Source organism: Flavobacterium dankookense (assembly GCF_004362665.1).
In the GTDB taxonomy this organism is placed as follows: Bacteria; Bacteroidota; Bacteroidia; order Flavobacteriales; family Flavobacteriaceae; genus Flavobacterium; species Flavobacterium dankookense.
Window position 1 is genome coordinate 175,630 of record NZ_SNXR01000014.1, and the last position, 26,262, is coordinate 201,891.

General features: G+C 31.4%; 20 protein-coding genes and 1 tRNA gene. 8 read left to right on the top strand and 13 right to left on the bottom strand.

Going from position 1 to position 26,262, the window contains the following annotated elements; genetic code table 11:
* Nucleotides 1-105: 105 nt before the first annotated feature.
* The 5 genes from BC748_RS09210 (at nt 106) to BC748_RS09230 (ending at nt 5,668) form a co-directional block, all read left to right on the top strand.
* Complete coding sequence (locus tag BC748_RS09210) at nt 106-1,494, top strand: dipeptidase (protein WP_133533199.1); 1,389 nt, start codon at nt 106-108, stop codon at nt 1,492-1,494.
* 261 nt (nt 1,495-1,755) lie between these two features.
* Nucleotides 1,756-2,127, top strand: a complete 372-nt coding sequence (locus BC748_RS09215; RefSeq protein WP_133533200.1) for a BlaI/MecI/CopY family transcriptional regulator — start codon at nt 1,756-1,758, stop codon at nt 2,125-2,127.
* Nucleotides 2,124-4,040 (top strand): M56 family metallopeptidase, encoded by a 1,917-nt coding sequence (locus BC748_RS09220; protein WP_133533201.1) that lies wholly within the window; start codon nt 2,124-2,126, stop codon nt 4,038-4,040. Before BC748_RS09215 ends, BC748_RS09220 begins: the two co-directional genes overlap by 4 nt.
* Nucleotides 4,041-4,457 (top strand): hypothetical protein, encoded by a 417-nt coding sequence (locus BC748_RS09225; RefSeq protein ID WP_133533202.1) that lies wholly within the window; start codon nt 4,041-4,043, stop codon nt 4,455-4,457.
* A 110-nt stretch (nt 4,458-4,567) separates the two neighbouring features.
* On the top strand, nt 4,568-5,668 hold the full coding sequence (locus BC748_RS09230) for a DUF4407 domain-containing protein (RefSeq protein WP_133533203.1): 1,101 nt from the start codon (nt 4,568-4,570) through the stop codon (nt 5,666-5,668).
* Nucleotides 5,669-5,747: 79 nt separating this feature from the next.
* Here BC748_RS09230 and BC748_RS09235 read toward each other — a convergent pair whose 3' ends face one another.
* The 7 genes from BC748_RS09235 to BC748_RS09265 form a co-directional block, all read right to left on the bottom strand.
* Nucleotides 5,748-6,458 carry a PH domain-containing protein gene (locus tag BC748_RS09235; RefSeq protein ID WP_133533204.1) on the bottom strand — a complete coding sequence of 237 codons (711 nt, stop codon included), beginning with the start codon at nt 6,456-6,458 and terminating at the stop codon, nt 5,748-5,750.
* Between the two features lie 40 nt (nt 6,459-6,498).
* Nucleotides 6,499-6,867 (bottom strand): MmcQ/YjbR family DNA-binding protein, encoded by a 369-nt coding sequence (locus tag BC748_RS09240; RefSeq protein ID WP_133533205.1) that lies wholly within the window; start codon nt 6,865-6,867, stop codon nt 6,499-6,501.
* A 1-nt stretch (nt 6,868) separates the two neighbouring features.
* A complete protein-coding gene (locus tag BC748_RS09245) occupies nt 6,869-7,663 on the bottom strand; it encodes a cyclase family protein (protein ID WP_133533206.1) in 795 nt (264 codons plus the stop codon).
* A gap of 89 nt (nt 7,664-7,752) precedes the next feature.
* On the bottom strand, nt 7,753-8,901 hold the full coding sequence (gene hemW, locus BC748_RS09250; RefSeq protein ID WP_133533207.1) for a radical SAM family heme chaperone HemW: 1,149 nt from the start codon (nt 8,899-8,901) through the stop codon (nt 7,753-7,755).
* A 1-nt stretch (nt 8,902) separates the two neighbouring features.
* Nucleotides 8,903-11,101 carry a KAP family P-loop NTPase fold protein gene (locus BC748_RS09255; RefSeq protein ID WP_133533208.1) on the bottom strand — a complete coding sequence of 733 codons (2,199 nt, stop codon included), beginning with the start codon at nt 11,099-11,101 and terminating at the stop codon, nt 8,903-8,905.
* Nucleotides 11,102-11,104: 3 nt separating this feature from the next.
* Nucleotides 11,105-11,659 carry a crossover junction endodeoxyribonuclease RuvC gene (gene ruvC / locus BC748_RS09260; RefSeq protein ID WP_133533209.1) on the bottom strand — a complete coding sequence of 185 codons (555 nt, stop codon included), beginning with the start codon at nt 11,657-11,659 and terminating at the stop codon, nt 11,105-11,107.
* A gap of 74 nt (nt 11,660-11,733) precedes the next feature.
* On the bottom strand, nt 11,734-15,000 hold the full coding sequence (locus tag BC748_RS09265) for a zinc-dependent metalloprotease (RefSeq protein WP_133533210.1): 3,267 nt from the start codon (nt 14,998-15,000) through the stop codon (nt 11,734-11,736).
* A gap of 139 nt (nt 15,001-15,139) precedes the next feature.
* Here BC748_RS09265 and BC748_RS09270 point away from each other — a divergent pair, with 139 nt between their 5' ends.
* Both BC748_RS09270 and BC748_RS09275 read left to right on the top strand, forming a co-directional pair.
* Nucleotides 15,140-16,057 carry a hypothetical protein gene (locus tag BC748_RS09270; RefSeq protein WP_133533211.1) on the top strand — a complete coding sequence of 306 codons (918 nt, stop codon included), beginning with the start codon at nt 15,140-15,142 and terminating at the stop codon, nt 16,055-16,057.
* Nucleotides 16,048-17,181 carry a glycosyltransferase family 2 protein gene (locus tag BC748_RS09275; RefSeq protein ID WP_133533212.1) on the top strand — a complete coding sequence of 378 codons (1,134 nt, stop codon included), beginning with the start codon at nt 16,048-16,050 and terminating at the stop codon, nt 17,179-17,181. The genes BC748_RS09270 and BC748_RS09275 overlap by 10 nt, the downstream gene beginning before the upstream one ends.
* Here the strand turns inward: BC748_RS09275 and BC748_RS09280 are convergent, their stop codons facing one another.
* The gene (locus BC748_RS09280; RefSeq protein ID WP_133533213.1) at nt 17,182-17,664 is read right to left on the bottom strand and encodes a hypothetical protein; all 483 of its coding nucleotides are present in this window, start codon (nt 17,662-17,664) and stop codon (nt 17,182-17,184) included.
* Between the two features lie 60 nt (nt 17,665-17,724).
* Between BC748_RS09280 and BC748_RS09285 the strand changes: the two genes are divergently transcribed.
* Entirely contained in the window at nt 17,725-18,213 is a 489-nt protein-coding gene (locus tag BC748_RS09285; RefSeq protein ID WP_133533214.1) for a DUF456 domain-containing protein, read from the top strand.
* On the opposite strand, the gene BC748_RS09290 is transcribed toward BC748_RS09285, so the two are convergent.
* From BC748_RS09290 to dnaE, 5 genes are all read right to left on the bottom strand, one after another.
* Nucleotides 18,206-19,576 (bottom strand): alpha/beta hydrolase-fold protein, encoded by a 1,371-nt coding sequence (locus tag BC748_RS09290; protein WP_133533215.1) that lies wholly within the window; start codon nt 19,574-19,576, stop codon nt 18,206-18,208. The genes BC748_RS09285 and BC748_RS09290 overlap by 8 nt on opposite strands.
* Before the next feature lie 297 nt (nt 19,577-19,873).
* Nucleotides 19,874-19,947 (bottom strand) — tRNA-Asp (locus BC748_RS09295).
* A gap of 84 nt (nt 19,948-20,031) precedes the next feature.
* On the bottom strand, nt 20,032-20,958 hold the full coding sequence (locus tag BC748_RS09300) for a DUF58 domain-containing protein (protein WP_133533216.1): 927 nt from the start codon (nt 20,956-20,958) through the stop codon (nt 20,032-20,034).
* 269 nt (nt 20,959-21,227) lie between these two features.
* On the bottom strand, nt 21,228-21,545 hold the full coding sequence (trxA, locus tag BC748_RS09305) for a thioredoxin (RefSeq protein ID WP_133533217.1): 318 nt from the start codon (nt 21,543-21,545) through the stop codon (nt 21,228-21,230).
* 117 nt (nt 21,546-21,662) lie between these two features.
* Nucleotides 21,663-26,177 (bottom strand): DNA polymerase III subunit alpha, encoded by a 4,515-nt coding sequence (gene dnaE, locus BC748_RS09310; RefSeq protein ID WP_133533218.1) that lies wholly within the window; start codon nt 26,175-26,177, stop codon nt 21,663-21,665.
* Nucleotides 26,178-26,262 lie beyond the last annotated feature (85 nt).

Below are 26,262 nucleotides of genomic sequence, written 5' to 3' on the forward strand. Positions count from 1 at the left end.
TGAGTGCAAATATATAAATAATTATCAATTTCAAATTATGTATTATCAATTTTTTTAAAACTCTTTTTTTAAGTAAATTTGACCTTATTCAATTTACAAACTATAATGGACAACATAAAACAATACGTTCAAGAAAATAAAGAGCGTTTTCTATCTGAATTAATCGAATTATTAAAAATACCTTCCGTAAGCGCAGACAGTGCTTATTCGCAAGATGTAATCAATACTGCCGAAGCTGTAAAAACCAGTTTAGTAAAAGCGGGTTGTAACTTTGTTGAAATATGTGAAACACCAGGTTATCCAATTGTTTTTGGCGAACATATCATCGACACCAATTTACCAACTGTTTTGGTTTATGGGCATTATGATGTTCAACCGCCAGATCCAATGGAACTTTGGACTTCTCCACCATTTGAACCTGTAATAAAAACCACCGAAATTCATCCTGACGGAGCCATTTTTGCTCGTGGTGCATGCGATGACAAAGGTCAGATGTACATGCATGTAAAAGCATTTGAATACATGATTGCCAATAATTGTTTGCCTTGTAATGTAAAATTCATGATTGAAGGCGAAGAAGAAGTGGGTTCAAAATCGTTAAGTTGGTTTGTAGAAAATAATCAACAAAAACTAAGCTGCGATGTAATTTTAATTTCCGACACAGGAATGATTTCAAATCAGCAACCGTCAATCACAACTGGCTTACGTGGTTTAAGCTATGTAGAAGTTGAAGTTACAGGACCAAATCGCGATTTACATTCTGGACTTTATGGCGGCGCAGTTGCCAATCCAATAAATGTGTTGACCAAAATGATTGCATCACTTCACGACGAAAACAATCATATTACTATTCCTGGATTTTATGATAAAGTAGAAGAACTTTCTGCTGAAGAAAGAGCTGAAATGGCAAAACGTCCGTACAGTGAAGACGACTATAAAAAAGCATTAGACATTGCTGATGTTTATGGTGAAACAGGTTATTCAACCAATGAAAGAAATTCGATTCGTCCAACACTTGATGTAAACGGAATTTGGGGTGGTTATACTGGCGAAGGTGCAAAAACCGTAATCGCAAGTAAAGCTTATGCAAAAATATCCATGCGCTTAGTTCCAAATCAAGATTGGGAAGAAATCACCGAATTGTTCAAAAACCATTTCGAAAGTATCGCACCAAAATCGGTGAAAGTAAAAGTAAAACCTCATCATGGCGGACAAGGTTATGTAACACCTATTGCCAGCATTGGTTATCAAGCTGCTAATAAAGCTTATACCGAAACCTTTGGAGTTCAAGCTATTCCTGTTCGTTCTGGTGGAAGTATTCCAATTGTAGCTTTATTTGAAAAAGAGTTGAAATCGAAAACTATTTTGATGGGCTTTGGTCTCGACAGCGACGCAATTCACTCGCCAAACGAGCATTTTGGAATATTTAATTACTTAAAAGGAATTGAAACTATTCCTTTGTTTTATAAATATTTTGTGGAACTAAGTAAATAAGTTTTACCACGAAGACACTAAGAAAGCACAAAGTTCACAAGAAAAAAATCTGCAAAATCAAAAATGATTTAGCAGATTTTTTATTTCCCATAAACTTGTCATTTCGAGGAACGAGAAATCTCAAAATCATTGCTTATATTGATGTGATTTCTCCTTCGTCGAAATGACAAAAAAGGAAAGAAATGTTAAATTTACACTCTACACTTGTAGAGTTGAATTTTTATTCTACATTTGTAGAGTTAATTCTAAAAACATAGAGCAATGCAATTATCCAATTCTGAAGAACAACTAATGGAACATTTGTGGAAACTTGAAAAAGCTTTCATGAAAGATTTGCTAGAAGCTTATCCTGAACCTAAACCTGCAACAACAACCGTTGCCACGCTTTTGAAACGAATGATTGACAAAAAGTTTGTGGCTTACAACGAGTTTGGTAATTCACGTGAATATTATCCATTAGTCAAAAAATCGGATTATTTTTCTAAACATGTGAACGGATTGATTAAAAATTTCTTTGACAATTCAGCATCACAGTTTGCTTCTTTTTTTACAACCGAAACTAATCTTTCGGAAAAAGAACTGGAAGAACTTAAAAAAATTATTGATGTTCAACTTCAAAAAAAGAAAAAATGATAGACTTTATTATATCATCATCGATTTGTTTGAGTATTTTTCTAGCTGCGTATCATTTGCTTTTAGAAAAAGAGAAAATGCATAACTTCAATAGATTTTACCTTCTGAGTTCGATGGTAATTTCATTGCTAATTCCATTTTTAAACTTCGAAATCATAAAAGAAATTCCTGTAGAAGTTTCAGAAACCGTTGTGATTGAAGGAATAATTCCAAGTCAAGTGGTTTTTATTGAAGAAGAACCTTCGATTATACCTTTAATCATTTGGAGTTTATATGGTTTAATAACTTTTGGTCTATTCATTCGTTTTGGAAAAAACATTTTAGAACTTGTATCAAAAGCCAAGTCAAATCCAACGGTAAAATATCAAAACGCCAATTTGGTTTTATTGGATGAAAAAGTACTTCCACACACGTTTTGGAATTCCATTTTTATCAATTTTGACGATTATAATCGCAGAAATATTGAAGATGAATTATACACACACGAATTGGTTCATGTAAATCAAAAACATACGTTTGATATACTTTTTGTGGAAACGTTGAAAACCATTTTTTGGTTCAATCCGTTATTTTATTTCTACAAAAAAGCTATACAACTCAACCATGAATTCCTTGCTGATGAAGAAGTAGTTAAATCGTGTGATAATGTTCCGTTTTACCAAACCTTATTGCTACAAAAAACCAGTATCAATCAAGTATTTCTAACCAGTAATCTCAACTATTTAGTAACCAAAAAACGACTAATCATGATGACCAAAAACACTTCAAAAACATTGGCTTTACTTAAAAAAATCGCAATTCTACCAATACTAGCAGCACTGATTTACTTTTTTTGTGTAGAAATTGTAGCGCAAGAAAAAAAAGTTTCTGATGAAAATTACAAAACAAAAAATCATACTGTTGCTTATGCTACATCAGAAACAAATAAAAAAACAAACAAAAACAATTTAGAAGAGTATTTTAAAGATGTTCGAATCAAATATTATGACAAGTTAATCTTAGTTGAAGAAGAAACAAAAGCTCCAAATACTGTTGGTGCAAAATATCCAAAATTAATTTTTGATAAAAAATATCAAGAACTTTCAAAAGAAGAGAAAGAAGATATTGAAATTTCTTTAATTCTTAGTATGCAAAAACCACTTGAAAAAAAATCACCATCTCAACAAGAACTGAAAGAATTCCAAAATTCTAAAAAATTTGCAATATGGATTGATGGGAAAAATGTAGCAAACAGTGAGTTAAACAAATACAAAGCTAAAGATTTTGCTTATTATTCTGTAAGTGTTATTCTCAAAAACGCGCGAACAAAAAAACATCCTCAACCCTTTCAATATTGGTTTTATACACAACCTTATTTTGAAAAACAAAATATAGGAAAAAATAAGGATAAATATCCTGGCGATGAAATTGTGATTTTTAAAGAAGGAAGAAATCAAATTATTACACCAACTGAAAAATCAGCAGTAAAAACAGAAGTTATTTCTTCTGTGGAAGAAGTTGTTTCCGTTGCCAAAAATGAAAAGCCAAAAACGGTTGTCGTTGGAAAATATGATGAAACACCAACTTATATTGAAAAAAATAAAACTGAAAAATTAGAAGTAGTTGCAATCGGGAAAGAAACAGATTTAGAAATACCAACCTTTCCTGGTGGAATTTCGGAATTTTATAAATTCGTAGCCAAAAATTTTAAAATGCCTAAAAATTTCAACAATAAAGAAAAATTGATTGTTTCCTTTATTGTTGAAAAAGATGGAAGTTTGTCAACTTTTGACGTAAAAAAAGACTTAGGTTCAGGCACAAAAAAAGAAGCGATTAGAGTTTTGAAAAATTCTCCAAAATGGATTCCAGCGAAAGTAAAAAATGAAACTGTTCGTTATCAATATGTTCTTCCAATTCAAATGACCAAAGAATAAATGAAATTCCTTCTGATTTTTCTAACTGCGTTTATTACAATTGGTTTTTCAAGTTGTAAAACCAATAAAACCATAAACCATCATCGGGAAGGAAAATGGGTTTTTAAAGATACTGTAAATGGAGTTTTATACAAATCTAAAGGAAAATACAAACAAAGTCAAGAAATCAAAATGTGGAAATATTTTGAAGATTGCAAACTAGTTAAAACTGAAAAATACGAAGACAATATTTGCCATATTAAAACTTTTGATGAAAAAGGCAGAACCACTTCCATTGGAAAATCGATGATTGTGGAAGAAAATAACGAAACACATTGGTATTTAACTGGCGATTGGATTTTCTTTGATAAAAAAGGAAAAATTATCGGCATAAAAAAATATGAAAAAGGCGAATTAATCTCAGAAATTGAAATGTAAAAAATCCGCAGCTGTTGCGGATTTTTTGTTTAAATATCAATCACTTACAATAAAAAATATTTTTTGGCGTTATATTTGTATAATCATCATTAATCAAAAAATAATCAATCATGTTAAAACGTTTTTTCCTTCTTTGTTCTGGTGTCGATACTGACATTGTGAACGGTTGTTCCAACGGCGAGCAAAACAAATATGCCGGAATTGGAGCTACAGTTTTCTTCACAGCCGTTATGGCTTTTATTGCTGCTTCTTATGCTTTATTTACCGTTTTTGATAACGTATTTATTGCAGTTACTTTTGGATTAGTTTGGGGATTTTTAATCTTCAATCTCGACCGATTTATCGTATCGACTATCAAAAAAAGAGATAATTTTCTAGACGAATTTATTCAAGCTTCGCCACGTATTGTTTTAGCAATTATCATTGCAGTTGTAATTTCAAAACCATTGGAAATCAAAATTTTTGAAAAAGAAATCAATACGGTTTTATTAAAAGAAAAAAACGAAATGGCTTTGGCAAATAAAAAACAAGTTGCTAATTATTTTCAATCGGATTTGGACAAAAACAAAGCGCAAATCGATAGTTTGAAAAGCGATATTACCAAAAAAGAAAAAGAAGTAAACGATTTATATTCGACTTATATCACTGAAGCTGAAGGAACTGCTGGAACCAAAAAACTAGGGAAAGGTCCAGTTTATAAAGAAAAACGTGAAAAACACGATGTGGCTTTGCAAGATTTGGCAGCTTTAAAAACAGCTAATCAAACCAAAATTGCCGATTTGGAAACCAAAGCCAAAACGCTACAAGCTGATTTAGACAAAAAAGTAACCGAAACCCAACCTATTATTGATGGTTTCGACGGATTGATGGCGCGAATTAACGCTTTGAACAAATTGCCTTGGTTGCCTTCATTTTTTATTATGTTGTTGTTTTTAGCCATAGAAACTTCGCCAATTATTGCCAAATTATTATCGCCAAAAGGTGAATATGACTTCAAACAAGAAGATGGCGAAATGGGAATTAAAAACGTAATCGCTCAAAATCGTTATCAAAGTGAATTGCAACGAAAAACCGATGCCGAAATCTATGATAAGGTTTATGCTGACATCAAAGATGACAAGGAATTGTACAATTACAAGAAAAAAGGCGCAACCGAATTACTGAAACTGCAAGCTGATGGTTTTGTAGAAAAGCAGAAGAAATCAATGTAGTTTTACCGCATAAGTACAAAGAAAAAACCCTGTCAGAGTTTGGAACTCTGACAGGGTTAATTTTTATAAAAAAATACTTTTACATATATTTTATAATCTCAGCTTTCAACTTATCATATTCGCCTTGAAGAATTAATCCGTTGTCTAACAGTTTTTTATAGTTCTGAAGTTTTTCAAATAATTCGTCTTGAGATAAATCGGCTAAGCCTTTTTCAATTTCTACTTTTTCATCTGGAAATTGCTTTTCATCTCGATAACCTGAAACAGAAATAATTTCAGCAAAATTGGTTACCTCTTCTGGTTGAAATTCTTCTACGACTTCTGCTTCTTCAATTATTTCTAGTGGAGTTTCTACAACTTTTGGTTCGTCAATAATCTGTGAATTCACAACTGGATTTTTTAACAAATCCAATTGCTCTTTGGCAAAAGTGTATAATTTTCGGGCTTGATTTTTTGGCAAATAATCTACCGTATGCGTTAAATCGGATTTGGTAGAAAACGTAAATTCTGCACCCAAAATTCCTTCTTTTACAAAACTTGCTGCAATATCATCCCAATCATAATCAACAAACTCCATCGATAATCCGAGATTTTTTGGTTTGCAAAGAATGATTCGCTTATTGGTTACCACAATACTATCAGGTAAAATAGTTACGGCAGGTTTTTTTTGCACTGCAATATATCCAATTTCTTCATTGGACATCAATAGATTATCCAACTTTGAAGTGATTTTTTCAATTGCTTTTGGATCTTGATCTTCGTTTAATATTTTCTTTAAATTATCTAACATAGTTTTATTTTATTTCTAAAATTCATTACAAAAGTAATGCCTAATTCTCATTTTTAAATTCTTCTCGTTGTTTTTTTGGTAAACCTGCCACAATCAATTCGTAGGAGTGATTGATGAAATGTATGATTTTTTTATCATCAATTTCTTTGTTCACAAAAACAGTGTTCCAATGCTTTTTATTGGAATGATATCCTGGCGTGACGCTTTCATATTTTTCCCTTAATTCAATAGCGTAGTCTGGATCACATTTTAAATTCACCGTTGGATTTCCATTTTCCCAATCTTTTAGTGAAGCTAAGCAAAACATTTTTCCGGCTACTTTAAACACTAAAGTATCTTCATCAAAGGGAAAATGTTCGGTTACTCCTTTTTTGGAAAGACAAAACTCATATAGTTGTTGGATGTCCATTTTAGTCTATTTTATACAAAATCGGTTTACTCGGCGATGCATCATTTTCAAACGAAGCTATTTGAATATTTAGAATATAAGTTCCATCTGGAATTTCATTGGGAACAAAAATCATTTCGGTAATCGTACAATCCAATCGTGCATCATCGTTCAAATTAGTAACATCTTTTACATTCCAAAATGCTTTATGTGCCAATAATTTACCTTCATCTTCTTCTCTATCAACACTTGGCAAATCAATCAAAAGATGTTTTATTCCTTTTTCTCTGATGAAAATTGCAGCTTCTTCTGAAAGATATGGCGGATTGGTATGTGAATAATTTTTATGTTTTTTTTCTTCAAGATTTGGTAGCGTTCTGATGATAATTGCTTCTGAATTAATCCAATTATTATGTGATTTCTCTTTCGTCGAAATGACAAAATACTGCTGAATTTGCTCTTTAGTAATTACTAAATCATCATTTATATTTTCTGGTGTAATCGAAATTAATTCCGCCGTAAAGAAAAACTGTTTCAAACATTGATTTATCGAATAAAACTCTTTTGTGATGTGTCCGAGACATTCGGTATGTGTTCCGTGTCCATGTGGGTTAAAGAAAATATTGTTAAAATTGGTCGAACTTCCTTCGGAAACTTTTCCAATCCATTCCGAACCGTCGGAACCAAATTTTACGGGTTCAATTTCAGGTTTTTCGATATACCACGCAATTGGATTTTTATCGGAATTGGTTATTGGAATAGAAATATCAATTGGTTTTGATAGGTCGATTTGGAAATTATTTATTATTGCTTTCATTTTTTTAACCACGAAGGTCACAAGGTTTTCACTAAGCTCACAAAGCGTGTGTTTCTTTATGTCTTCTTCGTGTTCTTAGTGGTTAATAATCATTCCAAATTTAACAAAAACAAGTCACTTGCTATTCCATCAGAGAGAAATTTTCCTTTTTTAGTAGTTCGCAAGATATTTTCATTGATAAATAGCAGATCATCTGCAATAAATTTTTCGGATTGTTTTAAAAGGTAGTCTATATAATCCGTTCCGAATTCAATTTCAATTTTATCCAAAGAAATTCCCCAAATGGTTCGTAAACCCGTCATAACATATTCGTTATAGCTATCTTTTTTGGATAAAATTTCCGTTTCTGATGGTAATTTATTTTCAGCTATTGATTTCAGATAAATTGAATTATTCGAAATATTCCAACTTCTTGAAATTCCGTTAAAACTGTGTGCCGAAGGTCCAATTCCAATGTATTTTTTGCCTAACCAATACGCCGAATTGTTTTTTGAAAAATAATTTTCTTTTCCAAAATTCGATAATTCGTAATGAATAAATCCGTTTTCAGATAGTTTATCGACTAAAATTTGAAAATGTTCTTGGGCAACTTCATCTTTTGGTTCGTCGATTTTTCCAATTTCTATCAATTTCTTCAAAGCTGTTTTGGGTTCAACCGTCAAAGCATAACTGGAAATGTGTGGAATATCGAAAGACAAAGCGGTTTCGATGTTTTGTAACCACTTTTCGTTGCTCATGTTCGGCATTCCATAAATCAAATCGATAGAAATATTATCGAAATATTGCGTTGCAAATTCTAGACATTCTCTAGCTTCCGACGAATTATGTGCGCGATTCATCAGTTTTAAATCATCTTCAAAAAAAGATTGAATTCCAATAGAAAGACGATTTACTCCAATTGTCTTGAGTTCCTCAAAAAGAATCCTACGGAATGACAAATTTGGAGACAAATCATCTGGATTGGCTTCAATAGTGATTTCAGGATTTTCAACCACATTGTAATTGTAATAAATTGCATCAATCAACAATTTTATTTCTGAAATTTCTAAAATGCTTGGTGTTCCGCCGCCAAAATAAATGGTTTCAACTACTTCATAACATTCTTTTTTTCGCAATTCAATTTCTTTTGCCAATGCCAAAACCATTTCATCTTTTTTCTTCATTGAAGTTGAAAAATGAAAGTCGCAGTAATGACAAGCTTGCTTGCAGAATGGTATGTGAATGTATATTCCTGACAATTTAATTTAGTATTTTATTAAGTTTATTATCTAACTCATTTTCTTTTAAATACCAATGCAAAAGTTGTCTTAAATTTTCATCTTCTGTTGATTTGTTAGTTCTTTCAATTCCTTTTTCAAATAAAGGTTGGTTATCCAAATAACTTGTATCAAATTCAATAACTTTATTCAAAATAAACTCTATTGAAATTCTTTTTTTAATTTCTAAATATTCTTCTTTATTAATACTCCCAAAAAAAGAAGAATTATAATAAGGAACAAAATTTCTAACTAATTTTCTAACATCTTCAATACTCTTTATATCTTTATTAAGTATTGAAATCAAAAACTCTGAATCTTCTTTCTCAGATAAATGGTAAAAAATAGATTTATTAGGTAAATTAAAAGGATCTTTATAGAATAAAGGATTATCTTCGACATATATTTTTACCTTTTTAACATAAATATCAATTAAACCAAATTCAACTTTACGGCTTTGATAAAATGCTCTAATAAAAGCTGTTAATTCTTCTAGTTCAGCCATATTAGCTAATTCAACTGATATATCTTTATTTGGATTGTTAGGAATTCCATTTTCAGGAATATTTTCTATATCTATATCATCATTTAAAATTTTACCAATTAATTGAGTTATCTCAATCCTAAACTCTTTGTTGTTAGTATCAGGAATTAATTTTATGTTTTTAAAAAGATATTTACAAAAGAAATCTCTTTGCTTTTTATCTTTAATTCCTTGAATAATCCCTACTATTTTGTAAACTATTTTATCCTCATTAATGGTTTCAGAGTTAGTAAACAATTCCTCAATAATATTTGTTATACCTGTTTCATTTTCTTCAACTATGCTTTTTTCAATCTCTTTTACACTTCTATTTCCTATTTTTCTCTCCATGTGGTAAGAGAAATATTTGTCATAATGTTCATGTGAATTCACACTTAAGGATTTATCAACAATGGTAATCTCTTGAATATTATTATATATATTTTCATTATTTTTTGGAAATAGTCTTTCTAGTATTTTTTTAACATTATTGAATTCAGAAAATTTATTCTCTCTAAATTCATATGGATCATCCGCAAAATTTTCTTGAAAATCCACCATTGAATTTGGATTTTTAAAAATATTATTATCAACATAGCTTTTAAGAAACGAATAGCATTTTTCATTTCTCACTTTAATAAATTCTAACCAAAACAAATCCTTTAAATTTATTTCTTCACCAATAGAAAATGCACTTATAAAAAAACTATTCAAAATTTTCACAATCTCTCTCGGTGAATTGAATTGATTTTTCGAAATTTCAGAACTCAAATCCATTAAAAATTGAGATTTTTTTTCGTCATCTAAAAAGGATAAATTGTCTAAAATAGTTTTAAGTTTTACTTTAAAAAAATAATTTAAATCATCATTCTCAATTCTTGGCAAATGGATAGGTATATTGATAATTTTTTCTAAAAAAAGATAACCGTCTTCAATTTCGTCCCCATATCTATCTTTTATTGCTTTCGCTACATGCTCACTATCAAGTGCAATTATAAAAATGAAATGATCAAAATTTGCATTTAATTTAATTAGCTTTAAAATTGTATAAATCTCATTTTTATCTAATCTATCTACATCATCAATGAAAATTACTACTTTAAAATTTACCTTTTTTATTGCATCGTTAACCTTATTCTTTAAAATTTCAAGAGTTAATTTTTCTCCTTTCATATCTTCTCCCAAAGCTTTAAAAACTTCATCGGGACTAAACTCAACTGTTTTATTCAAAAATTTAGGAATACCAACTGTTGAAGAAATTTTTACAGCTTTTAAATATTTACTATATTTTAAAATCCACTTACCAACTTCTTGAATATCATTATCTTTTTCAACATAAAATCTCTTTGACAATGAATCGAAAAAGTCAAACAACATTTCTTCTTCTACTGAATATCTCCAAGGATTAAAATTAAACTTCAAATACTCCTTCCCATTTTGATCTTTTTCAAAATGTTCTATTCTGTTTTGTATTAAATTTAAAAAAGAAGTTTTTCCTTCACCCCATTTTCCATATATTCCTATTGTTAATGGATTAGGATTACTTGAATTTAACTGTATTAATGTTTTAATTTTATCAGCATAATGTCTAAAATTGAAAAAATCTTCATCTAGAAAAGAGATAGCATTATCGCCCAGAAAATGAGTTTTATTTGACATAAACTATTTTTTAATTCGTTCTTCATTTTGTTTTACAAAAGCATCCCAACCTGAATAACTTTTTTCGCCAATTACTTTCCCTGTGTTGAAAAAATGACAGACTGCTGCAGCTAAACCATCGGTACTATCAAGGTTTTTAGGCAATTCTTTTAACCCAAGAAGTTGTTGTAGCATTTTGGCAACTTGCTCTTTGCTGGCATTTCCGTTTCCGGTGATTGCCATTTTTATTTTTTTTGGTTCGTATTCTGTTATAGGAATTTGACGAGACAAACCTGCCGCCATAGCAACGCCTTGTGCTCGACCCAATTTTAACATTGATTGAACATTTTTACCAAAAAATGGTGCTTCAATAGCAATTTCATCTGGATGATGCGTTTCAATCAATTCAATTGTTCGTTCAAAAATTATTTTTAACTTGGTATAATGATCATCATATTTGGACAAAATCAATTCGTTCAACTGAATGAACTCCATTTTTTTATTTATAACTTTTATCAACCCAAAACCCATGATGGTTGTTCCGGGATCAATTCCTAATATGATTTGTTCGTTTGCCAATTTGATTTAATTTTAAGTAAAAATAAAAAAAGGTCGTTATAAAAACGACCTTTTGAAACGCTAATTTTATTTAATTATTCAATTACTATTTTCTTAGTTAACTGTTTGCTTCCGTTTTGAACTTTAACTAAATAAACTCCTGATTGAATGTTATCCACTTGCATGTTTTCATTAAACAAACCATTGTTCTGGTATTGTTTGTTAAAAACACTTCTACCTTGAATGTCGAAAACTCCAACAGTAACTTTTTCTGAATTATTAGAAGTAAAACTTATAGTGAAACTTCCTGTATTCGGATTTGGATATAACGCAAAATTTTGAAGTGAATTATCATTTACACCTAAAGGAACGGCAGTTATGTTACATATATTTAAAGACCAACCTGTTATTGCGCCTCCATCACCTTGAATAGAGTCTAAAACTCTTAGTGTCCAGTTACCACTCATTTGTTGTCCGTTAAATGCTGATAAAGTTTGCGTTGGAATAACATTTCCTGAAATTACTGGACTAACAGATCCACAAACTAAAGCTGTTCCAGTATCATTAAATGTAGCATTAATATTGGCTAATGGTTGTTCAGTGCAAGGTCTTGCTAAAAGCTGTACTTGTGTTCCAGATGGACTGATAAGTGTAACTGTTATATCATTCACATAGGTATGATTAATTGTAACAGATGCATTTACATCAGATATAACACCTGTTGTTGGAATATTTAAAGTTGAATTTACAGTAACATTTGGTGCAGAAGATATTGTGATAGGTATATTTACAGAAGTAAAATCTGTACACGTTATTTGTCCTGTTTTAAACAAATTTGGCGCACTAAAAACCCCTGAACATGCTGGATTAGCTGGAGAAATCCTCCAATAATATGCCGTTGCTTGTGCTAATCCTGCTACATTAAAACTTGTTGTTGAAGATGTTCCTGATGTTACGATGTTAGTAAAATTTTCATCTGTTGCAACTTGTACTTGATATTGCGTTGCATTTAAATCTGTTTGCCAAGTTAAATTCAAATTTACATTTTGTCCAATAGCATTGTTCGCTGGTGATACCAGAACAGAAGTTGCAAAATTTGAATTTAACAAATCGGCATAAAAAGGTACTGTTTTAATAGTAGCACCAGAAATTGCAGTAACCACCATTGAGTAAAAATTAGGTGTTGAATTAGTTAAGTTACTAATTGTCATTGTCACTGTTCCGTTTCCTGAGATAGAACTTGGAGAAAAAGTAACCGTTGAACCAGCTGGTTCTCCACTTACTGCAAAAGTTGTATTTCCGCTAAAACCTGCATAGGTTGCATAATCTATTACATAACTAACTGATGAACCTGTACAAACATCTTTATTTTGTTCTCCTGGCAATCTATTAAAAGATACACCAAAATCACTAGTTGGAGCAGTAATTGTGAAATTCGTATTAGACATATCATAAAAAATATGTTTGTATCCTTGTATCATAACTCTGTTAGCTGTTCCAACATTATTTGGAACTGTAACAACTTCAGAACCATCATTCGGTACTTTACTAGCTAACAAAATTGGAAAAGTATTGCCTCCGTTTGTTGAAAGATAAATGTCAACAAATTCTGCATTCACGCCATTTGCGGTTGTTCCTGCCACATTCCAAGTAACATTTTGATTTGAACCAACAATCCATGAAACGGCAGTGTTTGGACTGCTTACTGTAAACGGACCAGCTGTTCCATTAACTGTAACAGTCATTGCATCAGAATTAGTTTGTCCTGCGCCAGCAAAATTATCTCTTACGGTAAACACAAAATTTAACGTTCTAGCAACTGAACTAAGTGCTTCAGTTATAATTTCTAATCCTAAAGTAGTTGAACTATTAGCAATAACTCTACTTAATTGTGGAAAATATCTTGAAGGTGAAGTTGTAGGCGTAAATGACCGCCAATTTGGACCGCCAACTTTAGTTGATGAAGCAGCACTTTGTGCTCCAATTTCCGTTGTTGCTGAATCGTTTTGTTCCCAGCAATAAGTAAGTGCATCTCCATCAGCATCGGTTGCCTGACCAGTTAATATGAAAGGTGTGCTTTTTGGAATGGTATAATCTAAACCTGCATTGGCTGTTGGTGTATTGTTTGATAAATTAACTCTAACTGGACATGTTTTTCCAATCATATTATCCTGAATTTGCTTAATACTCGCATAAACGAAATAGGCATTAGAATTGGCTTGAACATCTCTTGAAGTTATACCTGCATAACCCATAATTGTTGAACCTGAACCTGGTTCAACATTTACCCCTGAACCTTCAACAATATGTGAATAGGTGTGATTTGCACCTAATTGATGTCCCATTTCGTGAATAACAAAATCTATATCAAATGTGTCTCCAGCTGGAACTCCATTGCTTGGGGCTGTTTTTCCACTTCCTTTAATTCCATCATCACAAACACAACCTATACAACCAGCACTTCCTCCACCACCATTTGAACCAAACATATGACCAATATCATAATTTGCTTCACCAATTACATTCGTTAAAGTACTTTGTAATTGTGCATTCCAATTTCCAATAGTTGTGTAAGGATCATTTGCAGGATTTGTATAAACAAGAACATTATTATTCGGAATTAAATCCATATGTATAGCTAAATCTTTTTCAAAAACACCATTTACTCTTGTTAAGGTTGCATTCATAGCCGCTAAAGCTTGGGCTACCGTTCCTCCGAAAAACTGAGTATATTCACCATTACATGATAATGCTAATCTGAATGTCAATAATTCACCTGAACTTGATCTCTGCAAAGTTTGTGATTGTCTATTTAATTCATTTGAAATAGCTTTATCTTCTGTAGAACAAACAAAAGGCAATTCACCTTTATTTCTGCTAGACTCATAAACCGCATAGATGGTTCTATCAATTGAATAAGGTTCAAAAAATTCATTTGTTTTGTCTGCTCTAAAAATCATTCCTTGCATTCCACTTGGATCAGAACTCATTCTAATTTTTGCATGTTTATCATCAAGACCAATTCCAACGTAAGAACGAATTTCCGGAAACTGAGCTTGCAATTGAGGATCGAAATTTGAAAATTCAAACATTTGAAATCGCTCCATTTGTCCGCTGATATTTGGAATGGATATAATAACATTTGATATTTTTGTAATCAATCTATTTGGTGATTGTTTCAGTTTTTGTTGAATATCATTTACTGGAACTTGGTACAAAGAAAACTCACTTGCGAAATTATCTCTCGCAGCAGTCTTATTTGGTGTTATCTCTCTTGAATTTATACTTTTCCAAGATAAATTATCTTGGGCAAAAGCAATTAAATTGAAGAAAAACAAAATAATAAGTAATTTTTTTCTCATGATTTTGAGTTATTATTAATAAATGTGGTTAATATTTCCCAAAAATAGAAATAAAATGGCAAAAGTATTGATAGAGAGATGTTAATTTAACCTGTAAAGAGTTTTAAAAAGAATTATAATTATAACTTACTTTTGCACGATGCGTGCGTTTCTCAAAAATAAATATTTCGTCTTTCTTTTTAAACTTCTAATTATAGTAGCTGCATTCTATTTTATATATGATCGATTAGCAAGAAATGAACAACTCGATTGGGAAAAATTTAGCCAATTGGTCGATAGGAAAAAATCATTTTTTGGTATTTTATTTATTTTACTATTTAGTGTAGCTAATCGCTTTTTGGAAATTTTGAAATGGCAAAACTTAGTTTCCTTTATAAAACCTAATACTATTGGCGAAGCTACAAAACAAGTTCTTGGCGCATTAACTGCGGGAATTTTTACCCCAAACGGATTGGGAGAATATGCCGGAAAAGCGATGTATTTCAACAAAAAACAGACCAAGAAAATTATTTTTTTAAATCTGATTTGCAATGGGATTCAAATGATTTTAACTATTCTTTTTGGAATACTCGGATTAGCAATTATTGGATATTGGAAATGGTCTATTGTAACTCTAACTGTTGCTTTTTTACTTTATATTCTATTCTTTTTTTCAAAAAAAATCACAATAAAAGGTTATTCTATTGAAAAACTTTTAAACAAAATCAAAGAAATTCCTAAGCATATTCATCAAAAAAATATGGTTTATGGCCTGTTTCGCTACCTAGTCTTTTCTCATCAATATTATTTTTTATTCTTAGCTTTTGATGTTGATTTACCTTATTTATCGTTAATTTCAACCATAGCAGTTGTCTATTTCTTGGCTTCATCTTTACCTAGTTTTCAATTTTTAGATTTCGCTGTAAAAGGAAGTGTTGCTTTGTTTTTCTTTGGAAAAATTGGCGTAAATGAATGGATTGTAATTTTTATTTCGACCTTGATGTGGTTTTTAAACGTAGTTTTACCAGTGATTATCGGAAGTTATTATGTACTAAAATTTAAACCAAAATGGAACTGATTTATATAATTTCACTTATTGTTTTATTGATTTATATCTATTCGATTGCTCGATTATTCTTTGGATTTAGCAATGTCAAAGTTTATGAAAATAAAAATTTGGTACCAAAAACAAGATTCTCACTAATTGTTCCTTTCAGAAATGAAGAAAAAAATCTCTCAAAACTTTTAGAATCATTTTCTGAATTAAATTATCCTCACGATTTAATTGAAATAATTATGATTGATGATTTTTCTAAAGACCAGTCAGAAAGAGTTTATATTCAATGGCGAATGAAGAATGACACATTTGATACTACGCTTTTAGAGAATCTTCGTTTGTCTAATTCTCCCAAAAAAGACGCTATCGCAAGAGCAATTCCAATTGTGAAAAATGAATGGATTATTACTACTGATGCTGATTGTGTCGTAAATAAAAATTGGCTACTTACAATCGATAATTATATTCAAGAAAACAATGTTGAAATGATAGCAAGTTCCGTTATTTATAAAACGAAAAATAATTGGTTTCATCATTTTCAACAAATGGATTTATTGAGTTTGCAAGGAACAACTATTGGAAGTTTTGGACTTGGAAAACCATTTATGTGTAACGGTGCTAATTTTACCTACAAAAAACAACTTTTTATCGACCTCGATGGTTTTAATGGAAATAATAAAATTGCAAGTGGAGATGATGTTTTTTTACTTCAAAAAGCGACACAAAAATCTCCGGAAAAAGTTCATTTCCTTAAATCTAAAGACACAATAGTCGTAACAAAACCAGAAAATGATTTGTTTAAACTTTTTATGCAACGCGTTCGTTGGGCTAGCAAAACGAGTTCTTACTCTAGTTTATATGCAAAGTTTTTAGCCATAACTGTAATGCTTATGAACTTAAGTTTAATTCTTAGTTTGTGGTTTGTTCTAATTCAAAAAATGGATTGGAAAATTTTACTTGGAACCTTTTTAATAAAATACTTTATCGATTATATTCTATTATTTAAAACAAATAAATTTCTTTTGAATGGTAGATTTATTTTACCATTAGCAAGTAGTTTGATTTACCCATTTTTTGCATCTACTGTTGCAATTTATTCTTTGTTTGGAAACTATTCTTGGAAAGGAAGAAGATTTAAAAAATAATTATTCCATCTTCAAAATTACAGGAAGAACAAACTGCGTTTTTACTGGAATTCCACGTTTTATAGCAGGATTAATTTTGGGAAAATCAACTAATTTACTTTTGAGAATACTATCAATTTTTATAGTATCATAAGCAACACTATCTCGAGGAAACTGTGGTTCAAAAGTAACTTCCGCATTAGGAAAAACAGTAACTTTCACTTCGATGGTATCGAGCTGTGGATACATCGTTCTTAGCGTATCGTTATCTAATTTTTGTTGTATTGTTGAAGTCAAAAAATCAAAAAAACATTGTTTTCGTTCTTCTTCATTGGTGATTTTTTCACAATCAACTATTGATGGATATTCATCTACTTCTTTCCAGTTGATTTCATTGATTTGTTTTTCTAACAACTCTTTTTCATTTGGCACTTTCTTATCAAAAAGTTGACAAGAAGTGAAAAAGAACACCGATAGAGGAAGAAATAGAATAATTTTTCTCATATTCGTTATCGAAAGAAAATCAAAATTTAAATTTTTCAAATGTACTAAAATTTACTTTCTATGGATGTTTTACTTTTAATAGTTGGCTTTGTTTTAATGATTTTGGGTTTAATTGGAAGTTTTTTACCTGTTTTACCTGGTGTTCCATTAAGTTGGCTTGGGTTATTACTTCTTTATTTTACTGAAAAAATCCAAAGTAACTATTGGGTTTTAGGAATTACATTAATCATTACAATTATTGTAACAATATTAGATTATGTGATTCCAGCAAAAGGAACTAAAAAATTTGGAGGTACAAAATATGGTATTTGGGGAACAAACATTGGGTTAATTCTTGGTTTGTTTTTTCCACCAATTGGATTTATTGTTGGTACATTTGTTGGGGCTTTTGTTGGCGAAATACTAAATAACTCTAGCGATACAAATGGTGCTTTAAAAGCGGCAACAGGTTCATTTATTGGTTTTTTGGTATCAACTTTTATGAAGTTTATGGTTTGTCTTTCCTTTTTGTTACTCTATCTTTTTATTGCTGTTAAAAATTTTATTTGATAAATTTTACAACCTTATCCTTTAATTTAATAATGTAAATACCTTTCGATAGTGCTTCACTTATCAAATTAAGCCCATTGCTTACCGTTTGAGAAGCTATCTTTTGTCCTGTCAATGAATAAATATCAACAGAAGTATCTTGATATAAACCTGAACAAAAAAATTTATTTTGTCCTGCTTGATATAGTTGAAAAGCTGCATCATCAAATGTATTTATTGCTAAATTTTCTCCAGCAAAAAGCCATTGATAACAAGCTGAAAATTCTCCTTTCCAATAGCTTTCGGTGTGAGTTCCATAAGAATCAAACTTTGTAAAAAGGTTACCATTTAAAACTCCTTTAGATAGAAAAGTATTTTTAATTGTATTCACATTTGATACCATAGATGAAGACTCATTTTGACCACAAACAAAATATATCTTTAGATTATCAACATCATTTGTCGTAGTAGAAATGTGATTGTTTAAATCGTTTAGTGCAAACCAATACGCTGGACTAAAACTTCCAATTTTATTAAAAAACTCAGGATATTCTACAGCTCCAAATGTGGAAATCAAAGCACCCATAGAACTTCCAATTAATGCATTAAACTGCGGTTGGGTTTTCGTTCTGAAATTAGTATCAATGTATGGTTTTAGTGTTTCAGAAATGAACTGTATGTATTCTTCACCTTCTCCGCCTCCATAATTAGGATTATTCCATGGAGAATATTCGTTTAATCTGTTTGAGCCATCGTTTTCAATTCCTACTACAATTGCACCAAAATCACCTTGAGAATGAAGAGAATTTAATGTTTCGTCGATTTGCCATTCACCAGAAAAAGAAGTAGCATTGTCAAATAAATTTTGACCATCTTGCATATACAAAACAGGATATGTTTTAGTGGAAGTAAAATAATCTGGTGGAAGATAGAGCCAAATTTTTCTATTTCTATTAAGTTGAGGGATAAAAAAATTAGAATCCAAAATTTGAACATTAGAAGCTGCCGTGCTATTGCTACCCGAGCCTGAAATATCTTCCCAAGATTGAATAGTTACATTGATAGTTTGAGGAGAACCAGTAAACGTAAAACTTCTATTTGGTAAAAATCCTCCATTAGCATTTCCTTCTACTGAAGTCCAACTACCACGAGTAAATTTATAGCTTACTTGCCCATTACCCTCAGGAATTGTTATTTGAAGAACACCAAGACCATCAGGTTGCATTATGAATTGAGGATTAGCTTCGTTCCAATTATTTACACTTCCTGCAAGATAGATTGTGGAATTATTTGGTGTATTGGCAGGAAGTGAAGTTATTCTGAGTGTTACCTGAGCATTTGTTGTTAGAATAAACAAGAAGCACAAAAATTGTATCGTTTTCATAATAGTTTTAAAAATACTAATGTAGAAAAAATTGATGAAAAAATCAATAGCTAAAATTAGCTTATCGATAGACGGAAAGATGAAGTATTTTAAGATTACAACAAAGATTTAAAAATCTTAAAGTATAGTATCATAAAAACAAAAAAGCCATCCACAATAAAGTGGAAAGCTTTTCATTGGTCTAACTACTAAACCGTGATACGAGTTACAAATTCGTATCGAAACAACACAACTAATCTTAAATACTTTTTTGGGCAAAAAAGGTTTTCGTTTCCGAAAACCTTTTCCCAATTTTAGCGGTCTGGACGGGACTCGAACCCGCGACCCCATGCGTGACAGGCATGTATTCTAACCAACTGAACTACCAAACCTTGCTTAATTGCGGTTGCAAATATACGATGGATTTTGACATCTGCAACTTTTTTGATAAAAAAAATCAATTTGTTTTTAAATTTTTAACCAAATAATTGCTTTTCAACTAAATAGGTTGTCAAAATTTTCTCGAAACTTTCTTCTGCAGCTACAGAAACATACTTAATTCCGTTTTGTGCACATGTCATTGCTATTTCTTTAAAATATTGGCTGACTTTTTCTTCGTATGCTTCTTTTATGTTTTCGGAAAAAATATTTATTTGTTCTCCTGATTCTACGTCAATAAATTTTCTTGGAGCATTGTCAAACTCAAAATTGATTTCGGTTTTTTTATCATAAACGTGAAAGACAACAACTTTGTGTTTGTTATGTTTTAAATGCTGTAGTGCATTGAATAACTTTTCTTTATCATTATTTTGAAACATATCGGTAAACAAAATAATCATCGAACGGCGATGCATTTTTTCGGCAATTTGATGTAAAAAAGTTATTGTATCGGTAGTTTTTGTTTCTTTTGGATTTTCTAAAAGATTTTCTAATGTGTTCAAAATCATTCGATGATGGCGATCACTTCCTTTTTCAGGTGCATAATATTCGTATTTGTCGGAATAGATACTTAGTCCAATGGCATCTCGTTGTTTTTTTAATAAATTCATTAAAACGGCTGATGCTAATACGGAAAATCCAATTTTATTGTGATAGAAAAGTTCGTTCGGCTTTAGTTTTGGATAATGCATTGAAGACGAATTATCAATTATCAAATGACAACGAAGATTGGTTTCTTCTTCATATTTTTTTGTGTATAATCGATCTGTTTTGGCAAAAAGTTTCCAGTCTATGTTTTTTGTGCTTTCGCCAACATTATAGATTTTGTGTTCGGCAAATTCTGCTGAAAATCCGTGAAATGGTGATTTGTGCATTCCGGAAATAAATCCTTCAACGACTTGATTAGCTAGTAATTCAAGGTGTTTAAAGCCTGAGATTATTTCTTTTTGTTCTTCTATTTTCATAACTTCAAAGATATTGAAAGGTTTACAAACTATCTTCTAAAAGTTTATTAAAATGCTATGGTTGTTTTTTTAGCCCCGATTGTAGTGGAAATCCTTTTTTACTTTTTTTGTCTTTAGACATCCCGAAATTTCGGGACAGGATGACAAAAAAATTAAAAAAGATTGAAACGGAAAGCGGGAACATGGTTTATTTTATTGACTTAGAATCGCTTCAAATTAAAAAAGCCTGACGATAAACATCAGGCTTTTAAACTCTTTTTCATTTTATATTACAATAATGCATCGATTGCATCTGTGTATGTCTTTTTAGGTGCAACGCCTACTTGACGACCTACTACTTCACCGTTTTGGAAAACTAATACGGTTGGAATGTTTCTTACGCCATATTTTGCTGCAAATTCTTGGTTTGCGTCTACGTCAACTTTTCCAACTGTTGCTTTTCCTTCGTATTCTGTTGCGATTTCGTCGATAACTGGTCCAACCATTCTACATGGTCCGCACCAAGCTGCCCAAAAATCTACTACTACTGGTTTATCTGATTTTAATACTACTTCGTCAAAAGTAGCATCTGTTATTGCTAATGCCATATTTTTTAATTTTAAAAATTGTTTAACTTTTATAAGTGCAAATTTAATTATTAAAAACTTAATTTATTGTTAATTGAAAATTAGTTTTGACTATTTGAGAATTGTTAGAATTGATACTTAATTGAGTTTGAAGTCGACTTGCATTTTCTGTAATTCTGCCAATAATTCATTTGAAATTTTTACTTTCATTTTTCTGCTTGGCATTGAAAGTCGGGTTACAATGTGATTTTCATCGATTGATTCTTCTAAATCTAATTCTGTTTCATCCACGATTGTTGTGTCTAAATCATCTTCTACAGATTCGTTATTTATATTTGTTATGATTGGTTTTAGTTCGACTTGTTTTCTTATTTTTTCAATTTCTACTACTTCAAAAGCTACTTGATGTTCTCCTTTGTTTTGGATAAACAATTGACTCAATTCTTCGATAAACTTTTGTTGTAATTCTTTTATGTTCAGCAGAACAATAATTTTTTTAGCGTAGATTTCCAAAACGTCTGCAAGCATTTTGGCTTCCATAAACTGCAGTCTTGGCTCCGATTTTTTTCCTGTTTCGCGGTTTACCCAACCATCTTTTACCAAAACTTTAAAATAGACAAATTGATTTTGAACTAAGAAATGACGAAACTTTAAATAATCTTCATCAAAAATTCGAAACTCAAAACTCTCATCATATCCTTCTAACAAAAATGTTGCCCAACCTTTTCCATTCTTAGCTGTGCGATGTTGAACATTGGTGATAATTCCGCCAAAAGTGAGTGTTTTACCTACTACGTTTTCAAGACTTTTTAATTGCTCTAATTTAGTATTGCAAAAATATTGCATTTGAAATTTATAATCATCAAGCGGATGTCCGGAAATATAAATGCCTACTACTTCTTTTTCTCTTGATAATTTTTCCATTGTGCTCCATTCGTCACATGGTGGAACAATTGGTTCTGCGATTTGAATTTCACTTGCTTCGCCAAACAAACTTACTTGGGATGAATTTTCGTTTTCTTGAAACTTACTTCCATAACGAATTGCTTTTTCTAAAAACGTAATTCCTTCGCCTTCTATGTGAAAATATTGCGCTCGGTGCGTTTCTGAAAAACCATCAAATCCACCAGCCAAGGCTAAACTTTCGAATGCTTTTTTATTAGCAGCTCGAAGGTCAATTTTTTTGGCTAAATCAAATATTGATTTATAAGGTGAATCTTTTCTGTTTTGAACAATTGTGTCAACAGCTGGCGCGCCAACACCTTTGATTGCTCCCATTCCAAATCGAACTGCATAATTATCGTTTACTGTGAACTTATAAAACGACTCATTTACATCTGGACCAAGAACAGTCAATCCCATGCGTTTACATTCTTCCATAAAGAAGGAAACTTGTTTGATGTCGTTCATGTTATTAGATAAAACGGCAGCCATATATTCTGCAGGATAATTGGCTTTTAAATAGGCGGTTTGATAAGCAATCCAAGCATAACACGTTGAATGCGATTTGTTAAACGCATATTCAGCAAAAGCTTCCCAGTCTTTCCAGATTTTTTCTAGTTTTTCGGCAGAATGACCTTTGGCTTCAGCTTGAGAAATAAATTTTGGTTTCATTTTATCCAAAACATCACGCTGTTTTTTCCCCATTGCTTTACGCAAAACGTCGGCATCACCTTTAGAAAAATCGGCTAATTTTTGTGACAAAAGCATTACTTGCTCTTGATAAACCGTAATTCCGTAAGTATCTTTTAGTAATTCTTCGCAGGCATCAAGATCGTAAACAATTTCTTCTTCACCGTTTTTACGTTTGATAAAACTCGGAATGTAAGCAATTGGACCTGGACGATATAATGCATTCATGGCAATCAAATCGGGAAAAACCGTCGGCTTTAATTCCTTCATGTATTTTTGCATTCCAGGACTTTCATATTGAAAAATACCAACGGTTTCTCCACGTTGAAAAAGTTCGTATGTCTTGACGTCATCAATTGGAAATTCATCAGGATTGAGTTCAATTCCCGAACGATATTTAACTAATTTAACCGTGTCTTTTATTAATGTTAGGGTTTTTAAACCCAAGAAATCCATCTTTAATAATCCCGCACTTTCAACGACTGAGTTATCAAATTGCGTAACATACAAATCAGAATCTTTGGCCGTTGCCACTGGAACGAAATTAGTTATATCGTCTGGCGTGATGATTACACCACAAGCATGAATTCCAGTATTTCTTAAATTTCCTTCTAATATTTGAGCTTGCTGAATGGTTTCTCCACCCAAATCAGAAGATTTTCCTAAGGAGATTAGTTCTTTTACTTTTTCAAAATCTTCGGGACGCAAAGCTGCTTTTAGCTTTGCTTCTTCCATGGAAAATATCTTTGCTAAATTCAGCGTAGTTGGAATCAGCTTCGCAATTTTATCGGCTTCAAACAAGGGTAAGTCTAGAACTCTCGCTGTATCACGAACCGATGATTTCGCAGCCATCGTTCCATAAGTGATAATTTGTGCTACTTGTTTGGAGCCGTATTTATTGATTACATAATCCATTACTTTACTTCGCCCTTCATCATCAAAGTCGATATCAATATCGGGAAGCGAAACCCTATCTGGATTCAGAAAACGCTCAAAAAGCAAATTGTACATTAATGGATCAATGTTGGTAATTCCAAGACAATAAGCTACCACAGAACCTGCTGCAGAACCACGACCTGGACCAACGGAAACTCCCATTTTTCTTGCCTCGGCAATGAAATCTTGTACAATCAAAAAATAACCTGGATAACCTGAGTTTTCAATAGTTTTTAGCTCAAAATCGATTCGCTCCCGTATTTCTGGAGTAATTTCGGTATATCTTCTTTCAGCACCTTTATAAGTTAAATAATTTAAAAATTTATTTTCGCCTCGTTTTCCGCTATCGGCTTTATCTTCTTCGACAAGAAATTCGGTTGGAATGTCAAATTTGGGTAGTAAAACTTCTCGAGCCAAATCAAAAATTTCAATTTTAGCTACAATTTCACCAACATTAGAAATAGCTTCTGGAAAATCATGGAATAATTGTTTCATTTCTTCTCCAGATTTGAAATAATATTCTTGATTTGGCAAACCATATCGGTAACCTCTTCCCCTTCCTATTGGTGTAGATTGTTTTTCACCGTCACGAACACAAAGAAGAATATCGTGTGCGTTTGCATCTTCTTTGTTGACATAGAAAACATTATTGGTAGCCACTGTTTTTATGTTATGCTTTTTGGCTAAATCGATAAGCGAATTATTAACTCTATTTTCATCTTCTTGATTATGTCGCATCAATTCGATGTAAAAATCGTCTTCAAAATTTTCTTTCCACCAAAGCAGCGATTCCTCCGCTTGATTTTCACCAATATTTAAAAGTTTACTTGAAATTTCTCCATATAAACTTCCTGACAATACAATAATATCTTCTTTGTATTGTTGAATAACCTGTTTGTCAATTCTTGGCACATAATAAAATCCTTCAGTAAATGCTATTGAAGACATTTTTGCTAGATTATGATAGCCTTTTTTATTTTTTGCCAGCAAGACAATTTGATATCCGTTGTCTTTTCTAGACTTATCTTTGTGATTATCACAAACGAAAAACTCGCAACCAACAATAGGTTTTATAATGGTTTCGGTTGGTGTTTCACCAGATTCGATGGCAGCTTTGTTTTTTGCTTCTGCTGATTTATTGTGGTATAAAATATCTCTAACAAAATGAAAAGCACCCATCATGTTTCCAATGTCGGTAATGGCTACGGCAGGCATTTTGTTTTGAACGGCAGCTTTTACTAAATCTTTGACGCTAATGGTAGATTGCAGTACAGAAAACTGCGTATGATTATGCAAATGAACAAAATCAACATCTACTAGAACTTGTTGATTTTGTTTGGCTTCTTCTTTAGAAATTACTGGTGTTTCTTTGGGTTGAAATTGTTTTCTAATTTCATCCGAAGCTGCTTTTAGATTAATATGTTTTAATCCAATCAGCGGAATTTCTTTTGGATTTTGTTGATTAAATTCTTTAAAATAATCAGCAGGAACATCTAGTTCTTCTTTTGTGAAAACCTCTCTTCTTATTAACTCTAAAAAACATCTTGTGGTTGCTTCAACGTCAGCAGTTGCATTGTGAGCCTCGTCAAAAGGCTTGTTGAAGAGATATTGATGTAATTCTGTTAGTGTTGGTAATTTAAATCTTCCTCCTTTTCCTCCAGGAAGTTTTAAAATTGATGCGGTAACTTCTGTACAAGTATCTAAAACTGGCATTGCCGCCATTGGTGAATCGATTCCCATTCGATAAAATTCGCAACCCATAATGTTGACATCAAAACCAACGTTTTGTCCAACAATAAATTTAGCTTTTGCAAGTGCAGTATTGAATTTTTCTAAAACTTCTACTAACGGAATGCCATTTTGTTGTGCTAACTCTGTTGAAATTCCGTGTATTCTTTCTGCATCATAAGGAATATTAAATCCGTCTGGATTTACTAAATAATCTTGATGCTCGATTAGATTTCCCATGGAGTCGTGCAACTGCCATGCTATTTGGATGCATCTTGGCCAGTTATCTGTATCAGTAATTGGAGCTGACCATTTTCTTGGCAAACCAGTGGTTTCGGTATCAAAGATTAAATACATTAAGATTTTAGATTTATGCCTTTAGATTTATGATTTATGAGGTTTATCGTAAATTGAAATCAAAGCTTTTTTAGTAAAATCAAAA